Source organism: Ensifer sp. Root954, from assembly GCF_001429005.1.
Taxonomy (GTDB): Bacteria; Pseudomonadota; Alphaproteobacteria; order Rhizobiales; family Rhizobiaceae; genus Ensifer; species Ensifer adhaerens.
This window is the reverse complement of the sequence record NZ_LMJM01000052.1, coordinates 347,748-363,673: the sequence shown is the minus strand read 5'-3', so window position 1 is coordinate 363,673 and position 15,926 is coordinate 347,748. Positions and strand designations below refer to the sequence as shown.

Annotated in this window: 18 protein-coding genes; 9 read left to right on the top strand and 9 right to left on the bottom strand. The window is 62.5% G+C overall.

The features are described 5' to 3' along the window. The first annotated feature begins 209 nt into the window (after window positions 1-209). Together hrcA and grpE are read left to right on the top strand one after the other, a co-directional pair. A complete protein-coding gene (gene hrcA / locus ASE71_RS32255) occupies window positions 210-1,289 on the top strand; it encodes a heat-inducible transcriptional repressor HrcA (protein WP_060519749.1) in 1,080 nt (359 codons plus the stop codon). Between the two features lie 262 nt (window positions 1,290-1,551). Then, a complete protein-coding gene (gene grpE, locus ASE71_RS32250; RefSeq protein ID WP_034797465.1) occupies window positions 1,552-2,160 on the top strand; it encodes a nucleotide exchange factor GrpE in 609 nt (202 codons plus the stop codon). Between the two features lie 94 nt (window positions 2,161-2,254). On the opposite strand, the gene ASE71_RS32245 is transcribed toward grpE, so the two are convergent. Together ASE71_RS32245 and ASE71_RS32240 are read right to left on the bottom strand one after the other, a co-directional pair. Beyond that, the gene (locus tag ASE71_RS32245) at window positions 2,255-3,490 is read right to left on the bottom strand and encodes a D-arabinono-1,4-lactone oxidase (RefSeq protein WP_060519751.1); all 1,236 of its coding nucleotides are present in this window, start codon (window positions 3,488-3,490) and stop codon (window positions 2,255-2,257) included. Window positions 3,491-3,501: 11 nt separating this feature from the next. Continuing rightward, complete coding sequence (locus tag ASE71_RS32240) at window positions 3,502-4,269, bottom strand: SDR family NAD(P)-dependent oxidoreductase (RefSeq protein WP_060519753.1); 768 nt, start codon at window positions 4,267-4,269, stop codon at window positions 3,502-3,504. Between the two features lie 150 nt (window positions 4,270-4,419). Here ASE71_RS32240 and ASE71_RS32235 point away from each other — a divergent pair, with 150 nt between their 5' ends. Beyond that, on the top strand, window positions 4,420-5,232 hold the full coding sequence (locus ASE71_RS32235; protein ID WP_060519754.1) for a helix-turn-helix transcriptional regulator: 813 nt from the start codon (window positions 4,420-4,422) through the stop codon (window positions 5,230-5,232). 54 nt (window positions 5,233-5,286) lie between these two features. Here ASE71_RS32235 and ptsN read toward each other — a convergent pair whose 3' ends face one another. The 6 genes from ptsN to lptC form a co-directional block, all read right to left on the bottom strand. After that, on the bottom strand, window positions 5,287-5,751 hold the full coding sequence (ptsN, locus tag ASE71_RS32230; RefSeq protein WP_034797457.1) for a PTS IIA-like nitrogen regulatory protein PtsN: 465 nt from the start codon (window positions 5,749-5,751) through the stop codon (window positions 5,287-5,289). 172 nt (window positions 5,752-5,923) lie between these two features. Then, window positions 5,924-6,496 (bottom strand): ribosome hibernation-promoting factor, HPF/YfiA family, encoded by a 573-nt coding sequence (gene hpf / locus ASE71_RS32225; protein ID WP_034797455.1) that lies wholly within the window; start codon window positions 6,494-6,496, stop codon window positions 5,924-5,926. Between the two features lie 223 nt (window positions 6,497-6,719). Beyond that, window positions 6,720-8,207 (bottom strand): RNA polymerase factor sigma-54, encoded by a 1,488-nt coding sequence (gene rpoN, locus ASE71_RS32220; RefSeq protein ID WP_413814661.1) that lies wholly within the window; start codon window positions 8,205-8,207, stop codon window positions 6,720-6,722. 194 nt (window positions 8,208-8,401) lie between these two features. Then, window positions 8,402-9,220 (bottom strand): LPS export ABC transporter ATP-binding protein, encoded by an 819-nt coding sequence (gene lptB / locus ASE71_RS32215; protein WP_034797451.1) that lies wholly within the window; start codon window positions 9,218-9,220, stop codon window positions 8,402-8,404. Window positions 9,221-9,232: 12 nt separating this feature from the next. Beyond that, on the bottom strand, window positions 9,233-9,793 hold the full coding sequence (locus ASE71_RS32210; protein ID WP_034797449.1) for an LptA/OstA family protein: 561 nt from the start codon (window positions 9,791-9,793) through the stop codon (window positions 9,233-9,235). A 15-nt stretch (window positions 9,794-9,808) separates the two neighbouring features. Further along, window positions 9,809-10,477, bottom strand: coding sequence for an LPS export ABC transporter periplasmic protein LptC (lptC, locus tag ASE71_RS32205; protein ID WP_034797447.1), 669 nt, complete (start codon window positions 10,475-10,477; stop codon window positions 9,809-9,811). Window positions 10,478-10,740: 263 nt separating this feature from the next. On the opposite strand from lptC, the gene sppA reads away from it, so the two are divergent. The 3 genes from sppA to ASE71_RS32190 all read left to right on the top strand — a co-directional run bounded on the left by sppA (window position 10,741) and on the right by ASE71_RS32190 (window position 12,583). Next, window positions 10,741-11,700: a signal peptide peptidase SppA gene (gene sppA, locus ASE71_RS32200; RefSeq protein ID WP_034797445.1), complete on the top strand. Its 960-nt coding sequence runs from the start codon at window positions 10,741-10,743 to the stop codon at window positions 11,698-11,700. A 36-nt stretch (window positions 11,701-11,736) separates the two neighbouring features. Next, window positions 11,737-12,132 (top strand): integration host factor subunit beta, encoded by a 396-nt coding sequence (locus tag ASE71_RS32195; protein WP_370689537.1) that lies wholly within the window; start codon window positions 11,737-11,739, stop codon window positions 12,130-12,132. 106 nt (window positions 12,133-12,238) lie between these two features. Beyond that, entirely contained in the window at window positions 12,239-12,583 is a 345-nt protein-coding gene (locus tag ASE71_RS32190) for a lipopolysaccharide assembly protein LapA domain-containing protein (RefSeq protein ID WP_034797442.1), read from the top strand. 60 nt (window positions 12,584-12,643) lie between these two features. Here the strand turns inward: ASE71_RS32190 and ASE71_RS32185 are convergent, their stop codons facing one another. Further along, a complete protein-coding gene (locus ASE71_RS32185) occupies window positions 12,644-13,102 on the bottom strand; it encodes an SRPBCC family protein (protein WP_060519758.1) in 459 nt (152 codons plus the stop codon). A gap of 308 nt (window positions 13,103-13,410) precedes the next feature. Between ASE71_RS32185 and ASE71_RS32180 the strand changes: the two genes are divergently transcribed. Genes ASE71_RS32180 through lspA form a run of 3 tightly spaced genes read left to right on the top strand, consistent with a single transcriptional unit; the run spans window position 13,411 to window position 15,907 of the window. Further along, window positions 13,411-14,562 (top strand): class I SAM-dependent rRNA methyltransferase, encoded by a 1,152-nt coding sequence (locus ASE71_RS32180; RefSeq protein WP_060519891.1) that lies wholly within the window; start codon window positions 13,411-13,413, stop codon window positions 14,560-14,562. After that, window positions 14,559-15,419, top strand: coding sequence for a TrmH family RNA methyltransferase (locus ASE71_RS32175; RefSeq protein ID WP_043615629.1), 861 nt, complete (start codon window positions 14,559-14,561; stop codon window positions 15,417-15,419). The genes ASE71_RS32180 and ASE71_RS32175 overlap by 4 nt, the downstream gene beginning before the upstream one ends. Further along, window positions 15,416-15,907, top strand: a complete 492-nt coding sequence (gene lspA / locus ASE71_RS32170; protein WP_060519760.1) for a signal peptidase II — start codon at window positions 15,416-15,418, stop codon at window positions 15,905-15,907. The genes ASE71_RS32175 and lspA overlap by 4 nt, the downstream gene beginning before the upstream one ends. Window positions 15,908-15,926 lie beyond the last annotated feature (19 nt).

The following is a 15,926-nucleotide window of genomic DNA, read 5'->3' as shown; positions in this document are numbered from 1 at the left end:
AAATCGATTTAGGGACAAAATTATGCAGCAGTTTAAGGTGCTGCAGCGACCTTTGGCGCGTCCAAGGATGCGCGGCGCTGCAGAGCATGGCAGAGGTAAAGGGATCCGGTGGAAAGCCGGACATTCGACCGTTTTTTCCCTTTTGCCAACGGACCGCAGGGACACTATATTCCGGCCACGGCAGGATGTGCCTGCATATGTGGAGTGACATGGTACTGCGCAATCCCGGAGCAAAGGAAATCGCCGCGGCGCTCGACGAGCGCTCGGGCGAAATCTTCCGTCGCATCGTGGAGACCTATCTGACGAGCGGCGAGCCGCTTGGCTCGCGCAACCTGTCGCGGCTTTTGCCAATGGCGCTGTCGCCTGCCTCCGTGCGCAACGTGATGAGCGATCTCGAAGATCTCGGCCTCATCTATTCGCCGCATGTCAGCGCCGGTCGCCTGCCGACCCAGACGGGCCTGCGCTTCTTCGTCGACGCCTTCATGCAAGTCGGAAATCTATCGCCCGAAGATCGCGCCTCGATCGACCGCCATGTCCGGCGCGACGACCATACCCAGCCGGTCGATACGCTTTTGACCGAAGCGAGCCAGATGCTGTCGGGCATGTCGCGCGGCGCGGGTCTCGTCATCACCGCCAAGGCCGATCCAGTGCTGAAGCATGTCGAGTTCATCCGCCTGGCGCCGACCAAGGCGTTGGCCGTGCTCGTCGGCGAACATGACCAGGTGGAAAACCGCATCATCGAGCTGCCGGCCGGCGTCACCAGTTCGCAGCTCACGGAAGCGGCGAACTTCCTCAACGCCCATCTCGCCGGACAGACGATCGCCGAGGTGCGGGCGCAGCTCGAAAAGGTGAAATTGACGGTGCGCGGCGAGCTCGACGCGCTGTCGCAGGATCTTGTCGAGCGCGGTCTCGCCATCTGGTCGTGCAACGAGGGCGACGAGAAGCCGGCGCGCCTGATCGTGCGCGGCCGCGCCAACCTGCTCGAAGGCCTCGAGGGTGCCGAGGACATCTACCGGCTCAGAATGCTGTTCGACGATCTCGAAAAGAAGGACAGCATGATCGAGCTGCTCGATCTCGCCGAAAGCGGCCCTGGTGTGCGGATATTCATAGGCTCGGAAAACAAGCTGTTTTCGCTTTCCGGCTCGTCGTTGATCGTCGCGCCCTATCGCGATGGCGAGGACCGCATCGTCGGCGCCGTCGGCGTCATCGGGCCGACGCGGCTCAACTACTCGCGCATCGTTCCGATGGTCGATTATACCGCGCAGCTGATGTCGCGGCTTTCGCGCTAAGGGCGCTTTTAGTCGTTGCATGTCTCATTGATCGATCTCGATGAAGGACAAGGACATGCAGCAAATCAAAGTGCTACAGCGACCTTTGCGCGTCTGATAAGACGCGCGGCGCTGTAGGAGCGCGATTGAACCCTTGATTTTTCGGCCCCAAACCTCGATATCGGCTTCAAATCCAGTCCCTAAGCATTTTTGCTGAAACGCAGGCTCGCGCTTGCGGCGTGGAAATGCGAAGGACAATAGAGACGACACTGCGGAGAACGTCATGACCGACGATACGAACAAGCACGGACCCGAGGCCACCGACGAGGTATTCGACGCCGCACCGGACGCTGCCGAGGCAGCAGCCGTTGCCGAGCCCGATCCGTTGGAACTCGCCCGGGCCGAAAGCGCCGAGCTGCGCGACAAGTACCTTCGGCTTGCCGCCGAAATGGACAACCTGCGCCGTCGCACCGAACGCGACGTCAAGGATGCCAAGTCCTACTCCGTCGCTGGCTTTGCCCGCGACATGCTGGCGGTATCTGACAACCTGCGCCGCGCGCTCGATGCCATTCCGGCGGAAGCCAAGGAAGCCGGTGAGGCCGGTCTCAACACGCTGATCGAAGGCGTGGAGATGACCGAGCGCTCGATGCTCTCGGCGCTTGAGCGCCACGGCGTCAAGAAGCTGGAGCCGGAAGGCCAGAAGTTCGACCCGAACTTCCACCAGGCGATGTTCGAAATCCCGAATGCGGATGTGCCGAACAACACGGTGCTGCAGGTCGTCCAGGCCGGCTACACCATCGGCGACCGCGTCCTGCGTCCGGCCATGGTCGGCGTTTCCAAGGGCGGCCCCAAGGTCGTCGCTGGCGAAAACGGCGACGCGCCGACCGCCTGATCCTGCTGATCAGAATTCAACAAGAACGCCGCGCGAACTTCGCGCGGCGTTCTTGTTTGGGCTAAGCGTAGCGGTGTGCGTTCGTTCGGCGGCGCTATCTGAACAGTTGCTGCAGGTGATCGTTGAGGAAACGTCCCTCGGGATCGACCTTGGCCCTCAGTGCCCGGAAATCGCCCGCTCGGGGGTAGAGCGCCGTCACATCCTCGGCGCCGAGGAAATGCAGCTTGCCCCAGTGCGGCCGCGAACCGTACTGCCTGAGGATCGTGTCCACGTCCTTCAGATATTCCCAATAGTCGGTGCCCGGTTCGCCCGAAACCGAAAGCGTGATCGAATCCTGCTCGAAGAAGGGGCTGATCCAGCCGGTGTCGCCGGCGGTGAAGCGATACTCGATCGGGTAGATGCAGGTCGGGTGCTTTTCCAGCATCAGCTTGCGCACCGCCTTTACCGCTTCCTTGCCGTGGGCGACAGGCACCGCATATTCGAGCTCGTGGAAGTTCGGCACGTATTCGATCGGGTAGATCTCCGAGGAATAGGCGATCTTCTCGAACCCGCGCTCCATCGGCGCTTCCTCGGTGATGTCGATCACCTTCATCTCGCAGACGTCGGAGGTCTTGTCCGTGGTCGACACCGAGGCCGTGTCCGGCAGGCAGTAGCACTGGCGGCTCTCCGGAACCGGGCACCAGAAGAAACCGAAGTGGCGGTGCTTGGCGGCAAGCTCGTCGTGCTGTTCGATCATTTCGTCGAAGGTGCAGCGCCAGAGCTTTTCATGCAGATTGTAGCTTTCCATCGCCTGTAATGTGATCTCCGAGATCACGCCGAGCATGCCGACCGAGACGCGCGCCGCCTCCAGCAGATCCGGCGTGGTCTCGTCGACCACGAGGATGCTGCCGTCCGGCTGCACCAGCCGCATGCCGACGATCTGCGAGGCCATGTTGCCGAGCCTGGCGCCGGTGCCATGTGTGCCGGTCGTCAGCGCGCCGGCTAGCGCCTGGCTGTCGATATCGCCCTGGTTGATCAGCGACAGGCCGTTCTCCTTCAGCACCTTGCCGAGCTGGTTGATGGTGGTGCCGGCCTTGACCGCCGCGCGCTTGCGGGTGCTGTCGATGTTGACGACGCCCTGCATGCTCGAGAGTGTCAGCTGTAGCCCGCTGGTAAGCGCCACTGGCGTGAAGGAATGTCCGGAACCGGCGCAGCGAACGTTCAGCCCTTGCGCGGTTGCCTCGCGCACCATTTCGGCAAGTGCCGCCTCACTCTCCGGCGCGCCGCGATGGCGCACGATGCATGATTGGTTTCCGACCCAGTTGCGCCAGTGGCCACCTGCCTGAAGCATTTTCCCCTCCCTCAAACCGCGGTGAAGCAATTGTCGACGAACAGATGCGTGCCGTTGATGAAGCTCGCCTCGTCACTCGCCAGAAACAATGCCGCGTTCGCCACTTCCTTCGGATCGCACATGCGGCCCTGTTGCGCGGCGATCGCCGCTTCCGAAACGTCGACGCCGTATTTGCTGAGCCCGACGAGCTCGCGCTTGCCGTGGTCGGTGGCGATGAAGCCCGGGCAGACGGCGTTGCAGCGGATTCCGCGGTCGCGGAATTCCACGGCGATGGCGCGGGCGAACATGTGGCAGGCGCCCTTGGTGGTGTCATAGAGCACCTCCATCGGTGTTGCGGCCACGGCCGAAATCGACGAGGTGCAGACAATGCTGCCGCCGCCGGCCGCAAGCATGCCTGGCAGTACCGCCTTGGTCATCAGGAACATGCTGCGCACATTGACCGCCATCAGCCGGTCCCACTCGTCCTCCTCCGTTTCGAGGAAGGGACCGACGGCGAGGATGCCGGCGTGGTTGAAGAGCACGGTGATGGCGCCGAAGGCCGCTTCAACCGCCTTGACGGCGGACGTCACCTCGGCCGACACCGAGACGTCGGCCGGGGCAAAAATCGCCTCGCCGCCGTTGGCGCGGATCGAGGCGGCCACCTCTTCGCCTTTGCTGCGCGGCAGATCGACGATGCCGACCTTGGCGCCTTCGCGCGCGAACAGCTCGGATGCGGCAAGACCGCAGCCTCCCGCGCCACCGCTGATCAGCGCCACCTTGCCTGAAAGCCTGCCTGCCATCTTAATCCTCCCCTTGGCGCATCCTTCGCAGCGGTCGCCGATGACGACCCGCGACGGATCCGGTTTCTCACTCCCCTGGAATTATTGTTGACGAGTGAGGGGCTGTCGATATCCCATGGGGGATACGTAGGGTTGGGGGATGACAAGGGAATGCTCGCAAGCGAGTCCGCCGATATCTCGGCGATGATCGGCCTGATCGGCACGGAAGATTTCGGCCGAGCGCTCGATCGGATGCTCCGATCGGTCACCGGCTTCGATCTCTCGGTCGCGTTTGCCTATCCTTACGATGCAAGGCCGATCGTCCTGCATGACGGCTATACGGCCAAGGTGTCGGCAAGTGCGCTTTCCGCCTATCTCGGCGGCGCCTACCTGCTCGATCCCTTTTACGTCGCCTGTTGTGCCGGCCAGCCGGCAGGGCTCTGGCGAATGCGCGAGCTTGCGCCGGACCAGTTCTTCCTGTCCGACTTCTCGTCGTCGGCGGAAGTGCATCCCTGCGTGTCGATGGAATCCGGCGTTCTCGTCGAGGAGGTGGGCTTCGTCATCCCGCTCGATGGCGGCCTGCAGGCGACCTACTCGTTGATGCGCGGCCGCGGCGGCGAGCCTTTCAGCGAGACGGAGCTGGCCAGGCTGCGCGTCTACGAGCCGATCGTGCGCGAGGCCATCAGGTCGAACTGGCGCCAGCAGGGCCAGACGATTGCGCCGTCGCCCTCCGAGGAGGGCGACGATGCGATGGAGGCGGCGTTCGAAAGCCTGTGTTCAGATCGGCTGACCAAGCAGCAGCGCAACATCGTGCGCCTCATCCTTAGGGGCCACAGCAACCTGTCGATCGGCAAGGTGATGAACATCGCCGAGGGCACGGTTCGCATCCACCGCAAGAACATCTATCGCCGGCTCGGCATTTCGAGCCAGGGTGCCCTGTTCCGGATTTTCATTGATCATTTGAACAGGCGTCAGCTCTACTGAAGCAGGCTTCGAGCGACTGTGCGCATCCTGCCGGATGCGCCCCGTTGTTCAAGCTCAGGCCGCGTGCGAGGTCGCGTCGTCGTCGAGCAGCGTGTAGATCGCGCTGGCGGAATCGCTCGAGCGGATCTTGGCGACCATGTCCTGGTCGCGAAGCACGCGGGCGATACGCGACAGGGCTTTGAGGTGGTCCGCGCCGGCGCCTTCCGGAGCGAGCAGCAGGAATACGAGATCGACCGGCTGGTCGTCGAGCGCCTCGAAATCGACGGGCGTGTCGAGACGCGCGAAAATGCCGATGATCGAGGGGAGATTGTTGAGCTTGCCGTGCGGAATGGCGATGCCGTTGCCGACGCCGGTGGAACCAAGGCGCTCGCGCTGCAGGATCACGTCGAAGATTTCACGCTCGGGAACCCCGGTGATCTTAGAAGCTTTTGCCGCCAATTCCTGAAGGAGCTGTTTTTTCGAGTTGGCCCTCATGGCCGGGATGATCGCATTTTGATGCAGTAGACCTGCCAATGCCATTCTTTTGTCCTCGTTCGCCGGTTAGAGCCGGACAACATCATCACAAATGCGTCGCAATGGCTCTAACCATCTTTGTCATGGCGGATCCCATGCACAGAAAAGTCACATTTCCGGCCTGGCCGCTGAGTTGCGGGAGAGGGACGCCGGCACGCCGGCATCCCTCTTTTTTCGCTCATGCTTTGATATTGGCAGCATCGATCCAGCCAATATTTCCATCGTTGCGCCTGTAGACGATATTCAGTTCGGCCTTGCCGGGAGTGCGGAACATCAGGACGGGTTCGTCCGTCATGTCGAGCGCCATCACGGCGCTTGCGACAGACATCGTCCTTAATTGTTTCGAGCTCTCAGCCACGATGGTCGGCGCATAATCCTCGGGAACTTCGTCGTCCTCGAACGGCACCGAATCCATCACTGTGTAAGCCACCTCGGCAGCGTTCTGTCCGTTGCCGTTGTGGTGATCCTTCAGCTTGCGCTTGTAGCGACGCAGACGCTTTTCGATGCGATCCGACGCCGCGTCAAACGCAGCCTGTGGATCGTTCGCCTGGCCGTTCGCCTGCATTACCACGCCCGTATCGAGATGAAGCTTGCAGTCGGCGCTGAAGCGCGGCCCGGATTTTTCCACAGTGACCTGGCTTGAATATCCTCCGTCGAAATATTTGGTAACGGCCTGCTCGATCTGCTCGCCAATGCGGGCGCGGAACGAATCGCCGATTTCCATCTGTTTACCGGATACACGCACACTCATGGAGTTTCCTCTCTCGTTCGTGATTTGCGCAGCCAGTCTATTCCAAGCGGTCCCGTCATCCAAGCCTTTCAGACTTGCGAGCGCGCCTCTGTCGCAGCCACCGGTCGCACCGGAGGCTTCCGGGGTGAGCAGTCCCCGGCAATTGCGGCGGGCTCATATCGTCTGTGTCGGAGAGAGTCAATCGAAGGTCGCAAAAAAGTTAATGCGCCTTAACTTCCGGTGCTCAGAAACCGGCGGCCTTGGCGAGCGCGCGCTTCTCCCGCCGGCGCTGCACGGAGGAGGGGATATTCATCGCTTCCCGGTATTTGGCGACCGTGCGCCGCGCGATATCGATGCCGGCCTTCTTGAGGACGTCGACGATGTCGTCGTCAGAAAGCACCGCCTCGGTGCTCTCCTCGTGGATCAGCGTGCGGATCTTGTGGCGCACGGATTCCGCCGAATGGCTGTCGCCACCCTCGGCCGAGCCGATCGAGACGGTGAAGAAATACTTGAGCTCAAACAGCCCGCGCGGCGTCAGCATGTACTTGTTCGAGGTGACGCGGCTGACGGTCGATTCATGCATCTTGATGGCGTCGGCGACGGTCTTGAGGTTCAGCGGCCTGAGGTGCCCGATGCCGTTGACGAGGAACGCGTCCTGCTGGCGCACGATCTCGGTGGCGACCTTCATGATCGTGCGGGCGCGCTGGTCGAGGCTGCGCGTCAGCCAGTTGGCATTTTGCAGGCATTCGTTGAGGAAGGCCTGGTCGGCGCTGTTTTTCTGCGTGCCGCGTGACACCGAAGCGAAGTAGTCCTGGTTGACGAGAACGCGCGGCAGCGCATCCGGATTGAGTTCGACCATCCATGAGCCGTCGGGCGCTGCCCGCACGACGATATCGGGCACGATCGCCTCGCTGACGCTGGTCTCGAAGCTGGTGCCGGGCTTCGGGTCGAGCTTGCGGATTTCCGCCAGCATGTCGATCAGGTCTTCCTCGTCGACGCCGCAGATCTTCTTCAGCGTCGCGAAATCACGCCGCGCCAGGAGTTCGAGATTGGCAAGCAGCGCCTCCATCGCCGGATCGAGCCGGTCGCGGGCGCGCAGCTGGATGGCGAGACACTCGCCGAGCGAGCGGGCAAACACACCGGGCGGATCGAACTGCTGCAGCGTCAGCAGCACCCTGAGGACATCGGCATGGGCGGCACCCAGCCGTTCGCCGACCTCGCCGAGGTCCGCCTGCAGGTAGCCGGCGTCGTCGAGTTGGTCGATGAGATGCTGCGCGATCAGTCGATCGGAAGGAGCCGGCAGCGCGAAGGGCAATTGCTCCAGGAGCGTTTCGCGCAGGCTCTTGCGGCCGGCGACGAAATCGTCGAGGTCGTAATCGTCGCCCTCGCCGCTGCCGGGCATCGATTTCCACTGGCCAAGCAGTTCCGGCGCATCGGCGCGTTGCGGCGTGGTGTCGTCCTGGAAGACATTGGCGAAATCGGCATCGAGCTGGTCGTCGAGCCGCTCGCCGCTTTGCGACGTGGCGCTGTCATAGAGATCCGCCTGGCCGCCGTCGTCGCTTCCGCCACTCTCGTCTCCGCCGGCCATCCCGCCCTGCTCCGGGGCGACCTGATCGTCATTTGCCTGAAATTCGAGCAGCGGGTTCTTTTCGACTTCCTGGGCGATGAACTGGTTGAGCTCAAGATGCGTCATCTGCAGCAGCTGGATCGACTGCATGAGCTGTGGCGTCATCACCAGGGACTGGGACTGGCGCAGATGAAGGCTGGCGGACAGGGCCATGCTGACGCGAAACTCCCGAGAAATCTCCAGGGGCCGCGGTGCTTCTCCGGTCGCCGGTCGGGCCCTTTTCTTAATTGGCCCAAAAATTGCTTATCGGAAAGGTTTGGTCAAGCGCGTTCGCGGGCGGAATCGCCCGCGAGGCGGTCTCAGAGGCTGAAATTGTCGCCGAGATAGAGCCGGCGCACGTCAGGATTGGTGACAATGTCGTTGGCGCGACCATGCGTCAGCACCTCGCCGGCATGGATAATGTAGGCGCGATCGATGAGGCCGAGCGTCTCGCGGACATTGTGGTCGGTGATCAGCACGCCGATGCCGCGCGAGGTCAGGTGCCGGACAAGCGCCTGGATGTCGGCGACCGAGATCGGGTCGACGCCGGCAAAGGGCTCGTCGAGCAGCATGAAGGTCGGGTCGGTCGCAAGCGCGCGGGCGATTTCCAGACGGCGGCGTTCGCCGCCAGAAAGCGCGATCGCCGGCGACTTGCGCAGATGCGTGATGTTGAACTCGCCGAGCAGGTCGTTGAGCTTGCTTTCGCGCCGCTCCAGGTTCTTGTCGTGAACCTCGAGCACGGCGCGGATGTTCTCCTCGACCGTCAGCCCGCGGAAGATCGACGCTTCCTGCGGCAGGTAGCCCACGCCGAGGCGTGCACGCCGGTACATCGGCATGGTTGTCACGTCGTTGCCGTTGATCTCTATCGAGCCCTCGTCGACGGGGACGAGGCCGGTGATCATGTAGAAGCAGGTGGTCTTGCCGGCGCCGTTCGGCCCGAGCAGGCCCACGGCCTCGCCGCGCCGCACCACCAGCGAAACGCCGTTGACGACCCGACGCTCGCGATAGGCCTTGGTCAGTCCGCGGGCAATCAGGGTGCCGTCATAGCGCGCCTTGTCGACCGCATGGCCGGAAGCGACCGCAGTGGTCGCCGACGGCTTGCGGACCCGTTTGCGCTTGTGGAGGAAGGGAAGTTGCACGAGCGGTCTACGTCAGTTCGTCTTGCGGGACTTCGGGTCGAGCTGGATCTGCACGCGGCCGCCGCAGGCTTCGAGCTGGGCCTCACCGGTTTCCATCTGGACGTTGAGCTGGCAGCCGACGAAGACGTTCTTGCCTTCGGAGAGGACGACCTTGTCGCCCTTGAGAACGAAGACCTGCTTGGTCATGTCGAACGAGCCGGTATCGGCCGTCGCCTGCTGCGTGCCGGAGCTCAGGAATACTTTCTCGCTGACCTCGATACGGTCGATGTCGGCGTCGCCGCTCGAAACCGAGCCGCCGCCGGACTTGTAGAAGACGACCATATTGCCGGCCTGCAGCGTCGTCGTGCCCTGCACGACCTTGACGTTGCCGGTGAAAATCGCCTTGCTTTCCGGGTCCTTGATTTCGAGCTTGTCGCTCTCGATCTGGATCGGCTTGTCGTTGGACAGCTCAAGGCCCTTCATCTTGCTCGACGTGGCCTGCGCAAAAGCGCCGGAGGCAATAATCAAAGCGCCCGCTCCGGCAATGGCCAGGCTGGCGGAAATCTTGAAAAATGATGCGGTTGTGACCGACATGGAGTGCACCGGGTCCTATTTCGCGTTTTTGCGGATGGCGGCGGGCTCGACGTTGACCCTCACCATACCCTCGAAAATTACAATACGTCCCTTATCCGTCATTCGCAGCGTCTGCGCAATGATCGAACCACCCTTCATGCTGATCGCAACGGGCTGCTTCGTTTCCATCTCGCCGGCATTGATGTCCAGATAGGCCGACTGGAAGTCGGCGTTGATGCCATTATTGACGGAAATGGTGAACGGGGCGTTCATGTCGAGCGTGTTGGCGCCGCGATCATAGATGCCGTTGGTGGCGTCGACGGTCGCTATCATCGAATCCTTCATCGGCATTTCTGCGTGGATCGTCTGCAGCGTGATGATGTCGGGGTTGGCGATATCCTGAAGCGCCCGCTGGGCCTTCATCGAGTAGCTGATGCCCTGCTTGTTGCGACCGGAGATCGCCGGATTCTTCATGACGATCTTGCCGTCCTCGATCGTCGCGGTCTCGATCTGCAGGTCGACGGGCATGAAAGCGCGCACGAAGGACACGGCGGCAAAAATGACGGCAATGACGCCGGCGATGATCGGCAGGATGATCTTCAGGCGGCGCACGCGCGCGGAATGCCGTGCGGCGAGCGCATAGGCGTCGGCGGAGCTCGCACCCGTATCGGCAAAGATGCCCGGGGCTGGCGCGTGGTTCAACATGGAAGGGCCTGTCGGTTCTACTGCTTTTGTCGCTGACCCAACGTGGGGGTCATTTACATACATTGGTGTAAGTCGTCGCAAATATGGATATTTTTTGCTGACGCACAATGGCGCCGCAAAAAAACTCGGGTGAAGCGCAAAAACGCCAGCCGCGGCTTTCAACCGTGGTCAAGCGCGTCTATGGAATATGCCTCTTCGCGCGCAGATAGCACGTTCCCGCGGAAACTGACAGAAGCAGCGCCAACAAATCGGGAGAAACCCACATGGACGAACTCGCCATCGCCGATCGCCGCAGCCTGCGCCGGAAGTTGAGCTTCTGGCGCTTTGTGGTCGCGGGGCTGCTTCTCCTCGTCGCGCTCGCGATCTTTGCCTGGTCGGGGGCTGCCGACGACGTCGGCCACAACAGGCAGCATGTGGCGCGCGTTGCCATCACCGGCCTGATCCAGGATGACCGCGAACTGCTCGAGCGCCTGCAGAAGATTGCCGACAACGATAGCGTCAAGGCGCTGGTCGTGACCATTTCGTCGCCGGGCGGCACCACCTATGGCGGCGAGGTTATCTATAAGGCGATCCGCAAGGTGGCGGCCAAGAAGCCGGTCGTTTCCGACGTGCGCACGCTTGCCGCCTCGGCGGGCTACATGATCGCGCTCGGCGGCGATACGATCGTTGCCGGTGAGAGCTCGATCACCGGCTCCATCGGCGTCATCTTCCAGTATCCGCAGGTCAAGGAGTTAATGGACAAGCTCGGCGTCTCCCTGGAATCGATCAAGTCGCGGCCGCTGAAGGCGGAACCTTCGCCCTTCCATCCGGCGAGCGACGAGGCGAAGGCCATGATCCAGTCGATGATTGACGACAGCTACGCCTGGTTCGTCGACCTGGTTGCCGACCGCCGCAAGTTGCCGCGTCCCGATGCGTTGCTGCTCGCCGACGGACGCATTTTCACCGGTCGCCAGGCGCTAAAGGCCAAGCTCGTCGACAAGCTCGGCGGCGAGGACGAAATTCGCGCCTTCCTCACGGAGAAAAAGGTGTCGAAGGACCTGCCGATCGTCGATTGGGAAGCCCCGCGCAAGACCCTGCCTTTTGGCCTCGGCGCGCTGGTCGGCAACTGGATCAAGATGTTGGGATATGACGCTTTTCCGGCAATGAGCGGGCTCGAAAAAATTGCAGGCGACAAGTTGTTTCTTGACGGTCTTGTTTCGGTTTGGCAGGTTGATGGCCAATGAGCAAGGCGACATATACCCAGCCTGAGCCGTCGAGCGATGTCGGTGATTTTGCAAATGCCGCGCACCGCCTTGCGGAAATCACAATGCAGACCGAAAAAGCAAAACAAACAAGAATTTGAGGGGGCGACAGTGATCAAGTCAGAACTGGTGCAGATTGTTGCGGCTCGCAATCCGCATCTCTACCACCGCGACGTCGAAAATATCGTCAACGCGGTCCTCGATGAGATCACCGACGCGCTCGCTGCAGGCAACCGGGTCGAACTGCGTGGCTTCGGCGCCTTCTCGGTCAAGAACCGGCCGTCGCGGTCGGGGCGCAACCCGCGCACCGGCGATTCCGTTTTCGTCGAGGAAAAATGGGTACCGTTTTTCAAGACCGGCAAGGAACTGCGCGAGCGGCTCAACCCGGGCATGAACGGCGAAGACGAGGATTGATCATCCTTGGCGGTCGCCAGAGACCCCTAACGACCCCTTTAAACGAGGCCCGTTGCCGGCAAGCGTCCGGCAAAGCGCACGGGCGTCGGCGAGATGGAGCGATTGAATGTTCAAGAAACTGATCAACATCGTTGTTCTCGTGCCGGTCGCTATCATCCTGATTGTGCTGAGCGTGGCCAACCGCCAGAGCGTAACGCTGGCGCTGAACCCCTTCCGGCCGGAAGACAGCGTGCTTTCCGTGAGCGCGCCGTTCTTCGTCTTCCTGTTCCTTGCGGTCATCGTCGGCGTCATCCTCGGTGCCGCCGCGACCTGGTTCAGCCAGGGCAAGTACCGGCGGCGCGCGCGCAACGAGGCGAACGAAGCAGTGAAGTGGCACCGCGAGGCGGAGAAACACCGCAGCCAGGCGGAAAAGCTCGCAACCCAGGCGACGCTCGCAGCGCCGCAGAACTGATTAGAAGTTCACAAGCCTGCGAAGACCGAGACGGGCGCCCGTTCGGTCCGCGTCGCCTCTTTAGCTCGCAGCTTCCGCCGTACCGCCGACGGCGGCGCTAAAATCGGCGAAAAATTGCTGCGCCAGTTTCTTGGCGGTTGAGTCGATCAGGCGCGAGCCGAGTTGCGCGAGCTTGCCGCCGATCTCCGCCTTGACGTCGTAACGCAGCACCGTTTCGTCCCCGTCCGCTGTTAAGGCGACGTCGGCGCCGCCTTTGGCAAAGCCGGCGATGCCGCCCTTTCCTTCGCCCGAGATCGTATAGCTCTGCGGCGGATTGAGATTGGAGAGCACGACATTGCCGGTGAAGGAGGCCGAGACCGGGCCGATCTTGATCTTCACCACGGCCGCAAGCTCGGTTGGCGACGTCATCTCCAGCGACTGGCACCCGGGAATGCATCGCCTGAGGATTTCCGGGTCGTTGAGGCCGCGCCACACCGCGTCGCGCCCAGCCGCAATCCGCTCTTCGCCGGTCATGTCCATGCGTTTTCCTCCCCCATGCGGCGCCGCGCGCCCGATATCGACGCGCAAATGTCGCTTCGACACACTAGACCTGCCGCGGAATTTTGTCGCGAAGCCGGTTCCAGCCCAAGAAAATTCGCAGCGGGTTCTTGCGCGTTATCTTCGCAAAACGGAAACGGCTTTGCCAAGAGCATCAGCGATGCTATTTGCAGCTTCAAGAGATGCCGCGGCTTCAGGCTGCGGCGACAAACCTCATGGCGTCCGCCGGCCCGTCCCGGATACTGCGCAGGCAGGCGGCCCATGCACTAACAAAGCCCAGGGATTTCAGCGTGAAGGAAAAGGACCGGCGGTCGAAGAATGCCTCCGTGACGACGGCCAAGGGCCGCGGTGCCGAAGCGCGTGGCGGTGGCCGCCACGATCAGAAGCGTCCGGCACCGCCGAAGGGCGGCGGCTTCAAGGAACGGCCGGCGCGACCGGCGGCAGCACAGACGGCGGAGACGCGCGAGAAGCCAGCAAAGTATCCTGCACAGGAAACGCCGGCGCGGGTGATCGCGCGGCGAACGGGCGAAAAGCCGGCCGAGCGCATACCGCTCATTCTCGAAACGTCGGACGCATCCGGCTATCACCTGATCGATAGCGGCGCCGGCGAAAAACTTGAGCAATACGGTCCCTACCGCATCGTGCGCCCCGAGGCGCAGGCGCTCTGGCCGCGCAGCCTGCCCGATAGCGTCTGGGAAAAAGCCGACGCGATCTTCACCGGCGACACCGACGAAGACGGCATGGGGCGCTGGCGCTTTCCTGGCGCCGTGCTCGGCGAGACCTGGCCGATGCAGCTTCTCGGCACCGATTTCCACGGACGCTTCACCTCGTTCCGCCATGTCGGTGTCTTCCCGGAACAGCTCGCGCACTGGAGCTGGGTGAAGGATCAGGTGGAAAGGGCAGGGCGGCCGCTGAAGGTACTGAACCTCTTCGGCTACACCGGCGTCGCCTCGCTGATCGCCGCCAGGGCCGGAGCCGAGGTCACCCATGTCGACGCCTCCAAGAAGGCAATCGGCTGGGCGCGCGAAAACCAGCAGCTGGCGCGGGCCGAAAACCTGCCGATCCGCTGGATCTGCGACGATGCGATGAAGTTCATCCAACGCGAGGAACGCCGCGGCAGCCGCTACGACATCATCCTGACCGACCCGCCGAAGTTCGGCCGCGGGCCGAACGGCGAGGTCTGGCAGCTTTTCGACCATCTGGCGGCGATGCTCGACATCTGCCGCGAGATCCTGTCGCCGGAGGCACGCGGCCTGGTGCTGACGGCCTATTCGATCCGGGCGAGCTTCTACTCGATCCATGAACTGATGCGCGAGACGATGCGCGGCCACGGCGGCCGGGTGGAGTCGGGCGAGCTCATCATCCGCGAGGGCGGGCTTGACGGCCGCGAGCCGGGCAGGGCGCTTTCGACCTCACTCTTCAGCCGCTGGGTACCGCAATGACGAACGACAGAAGCGAACACGGCACCGGTCGTGTCGGTCAGGTGAAGGAGGTCACGAGCCTCACCAACCCGATCATCAAGGACATCCGCGCGCTGACGCAGAAGAAGCACCGCGACGAGACGCGCTCCTTCATGGCCGAGGGCCTGAAGCTGGTGATCGACGCGCTCGACCTTGGCTGGAAGATCAAGACGCTGATCTATGCCAAGGCGGCCAAGGGCAAGCCGCACGTGGAGCAGGTGGCGGCAAAGACCTTCGCCAAGGGCGGCCTGGTGCTGGAAGTCAGCGAGAAAGTGCTGTCGACGATCACCCGGCGCGACAATCCGCAGATGGTCGTCGGCATCTTCGAGCAGCGTTACCAGTCGCTGAAGGACCTGAAGCCGCAACTGGGCGAAACCTATGTGGCGCTCGACCGCGTCCGCGATCCCGGCAACCTCGGCACCGTCATCCGCACCGCCGATGCCGCCGGCGCTTCCGGCGTCATTCTCGTCGGCGAGACCACCGATCCGTTTTCGCTAGAAACCGTGCGTGCGACCATGGGCTCGGTCTTTGCCATGCCGGTGGCGCGCGCCAGCGTCGAGGACTTCATCCGCTGGCAGAAATCCGCCGGCGTGAAGGTCGTCGCGACCCATCTCGCCGGCGCTGTCGACTATCGCACCATTGACTACAAGACCAAGCCAGTCGTGCTTCTGATGGGCAACGAGCAGTCGGGTCTGCCGGAGGAACTCGCTCGAGAAGCCGGTGCGCTTGCCCGCATCCCGCAGGCCGGCCGTGCCGACTCGCTCAATCTGGCGATTGCCACCGGCATCATGCTGTTCGAGGCGCGCCGCCACCTTCTGACCCTGGATGCCCGCGCATGAGCGAGAAGCAGGTGCTGTTTTCGCGGCCGCTGCCGATCGCGGTCTTCATCGTCTTCGCGCTCATCGCCGACCAAGTAATCAAGTATCTAGTCGAGCTTTACCTGCCCTTCAATCAGGCGGTCCATGTCGTGCCGATGCTGGCGCTCTACCGCACCTACAACTACGGCGTCGCCTTCTCGATGCTGTCAGGCATGGAGGGCTGGTTCATCGTCGGCATGCGGCTCACCGTCTGCGCATTTGTGCTCTGGCTGTGGAAGCGCACGCCGAAGGATCGGTTCTTCGCCCATTTCGGCTATGCGCTGATCATCGCCGGCGCGCTCGGAAACCTCGTCGACCGGCTGCTCTTCGGCTACGTCATCGACTACATCCTGTTCTATACGGAGACGTGGTCTTTCGCCGTCTTCAATCTGGCCGATACCTTCATCACCATCGGCGCCGGCGCGATCATTCTTGACGAGTTGCTGCACGCGAAAAAAGCGGATCGCTAAGATTTTATCGAAGCCTTGA

Excerpts from the sequence above, each read along its gene's own strand:
- rpoN (WP_413814661.1), bottom strand. The coding sequence starts at position 8,207 with ATGACGCCACAGCTCATGCAGTCGATCCAGCTGCTGCAGATGACGCAT.
- ASE71_RS32185 (WP_060519758.1), bottom strand. The coding sequence starts at position 13,102 with ATGGACATGACCGGCGAAGAGCGGATTGCGGCTGGGCGCGACGCGGTG.
- lspA (WP_060519760.1), top strand. The coding sequence starts at position 15,416 with ATGAGCGAGAAGCAGGTGCTGTTTTCGCGGCCGCTGCCGATCGCGGTC.
- ASE71_RS32210 (WP_034797449.1), bottom strand. The coding sequence starts at position 9,793 with ATGTCGGTCACAACCGCATCATTTTTCAAGATTTCCGCCAGCCTGGCC.
- ASE71_RS32190 (WP_034797442.1), top strand. The coding sequence starts at position 12,239 with ATGTTCAAGAAACTGATCAACATCGTTGTTCTCGTGCCGGTCGCTATC.
- hpf (WP_034797455.1), bottom strand. The coding sequence starts at position 6,496 with ATGAGTGTGCGTGTATCCGGTAAACAGATGGAAATCGGCGATTCGTTC.
- ASE71_RS32175 (WP_043615629.1), top strand. The coding sequence starts at position 14,559 with ATGACGAACGACAGAAGCGAACACGGCACCGGTCGTGTCGGTCAGGTG.
- sppA (WP_034797445.1), top strand. The coding sequence starts at position 10,741 with ATGGACGAACTCGCCATCGCCGATCGCCGCAGCCTGCGCCGGAAGTTG.
- hrcA (WP_060519749.1), top strand. The coding sequence starts at position 210 with ATGGTACTGCGCAATCCCGGAGCAAAGGAAATCGCCGCGGCGCTCGAC.
- ptsN (WP_034797457.1), bottom strand. The coding sequence starts at position 5,751 with ATGGCATTGGCAGGTCTACTGCATCAAAATGCGATCATCCCGGCCATG.
- grpE (WP_034797465.1), top strand. The coding sequence starts at position 1,552 with ATGACCGACGATACGAACAAGCACGGACCCGAGGCCACCGACGAGGTA.
- ASE71_RS32245 (WP_060519751.1), bottom strand. The coding sequence starts at position 3,490 with ATGCTTCAGGCAGGTGGCCACTGGCGCAACTGGGTCGGAAACCAATCA.
- ASE71_RS32240 (WP_060519753.1), bottom strand. The coding sequence starts at position 4,269 with ATGGCAGGCAGGCTTTCAGGCAAGGTGGCGCTGATCAGCGGTGGCGCG.
- ASE71_RS32195 (WP_370689537.1), top strand. The coding sequence starts at position 11,737 with ATGTCGGTGATTTTGCAAATGCCGCGCACCGCCTTGCGGAAATCACAA.
- lptC (WP_034797447.1), bottom strand. The coding sequence starts at position 10,477 with ATGTTGAACCACGCGCCAGCCCCGGGCATCTTTGCCGATACGGGTGCG.
- ASE71_RS32235 (WP_060519754.1), top strand. The coding sequence starts at position 4,420 with ATGCTCGCAAGCGAGTCCGCCGATATCTCGGCGATGATCGGCCTGATC.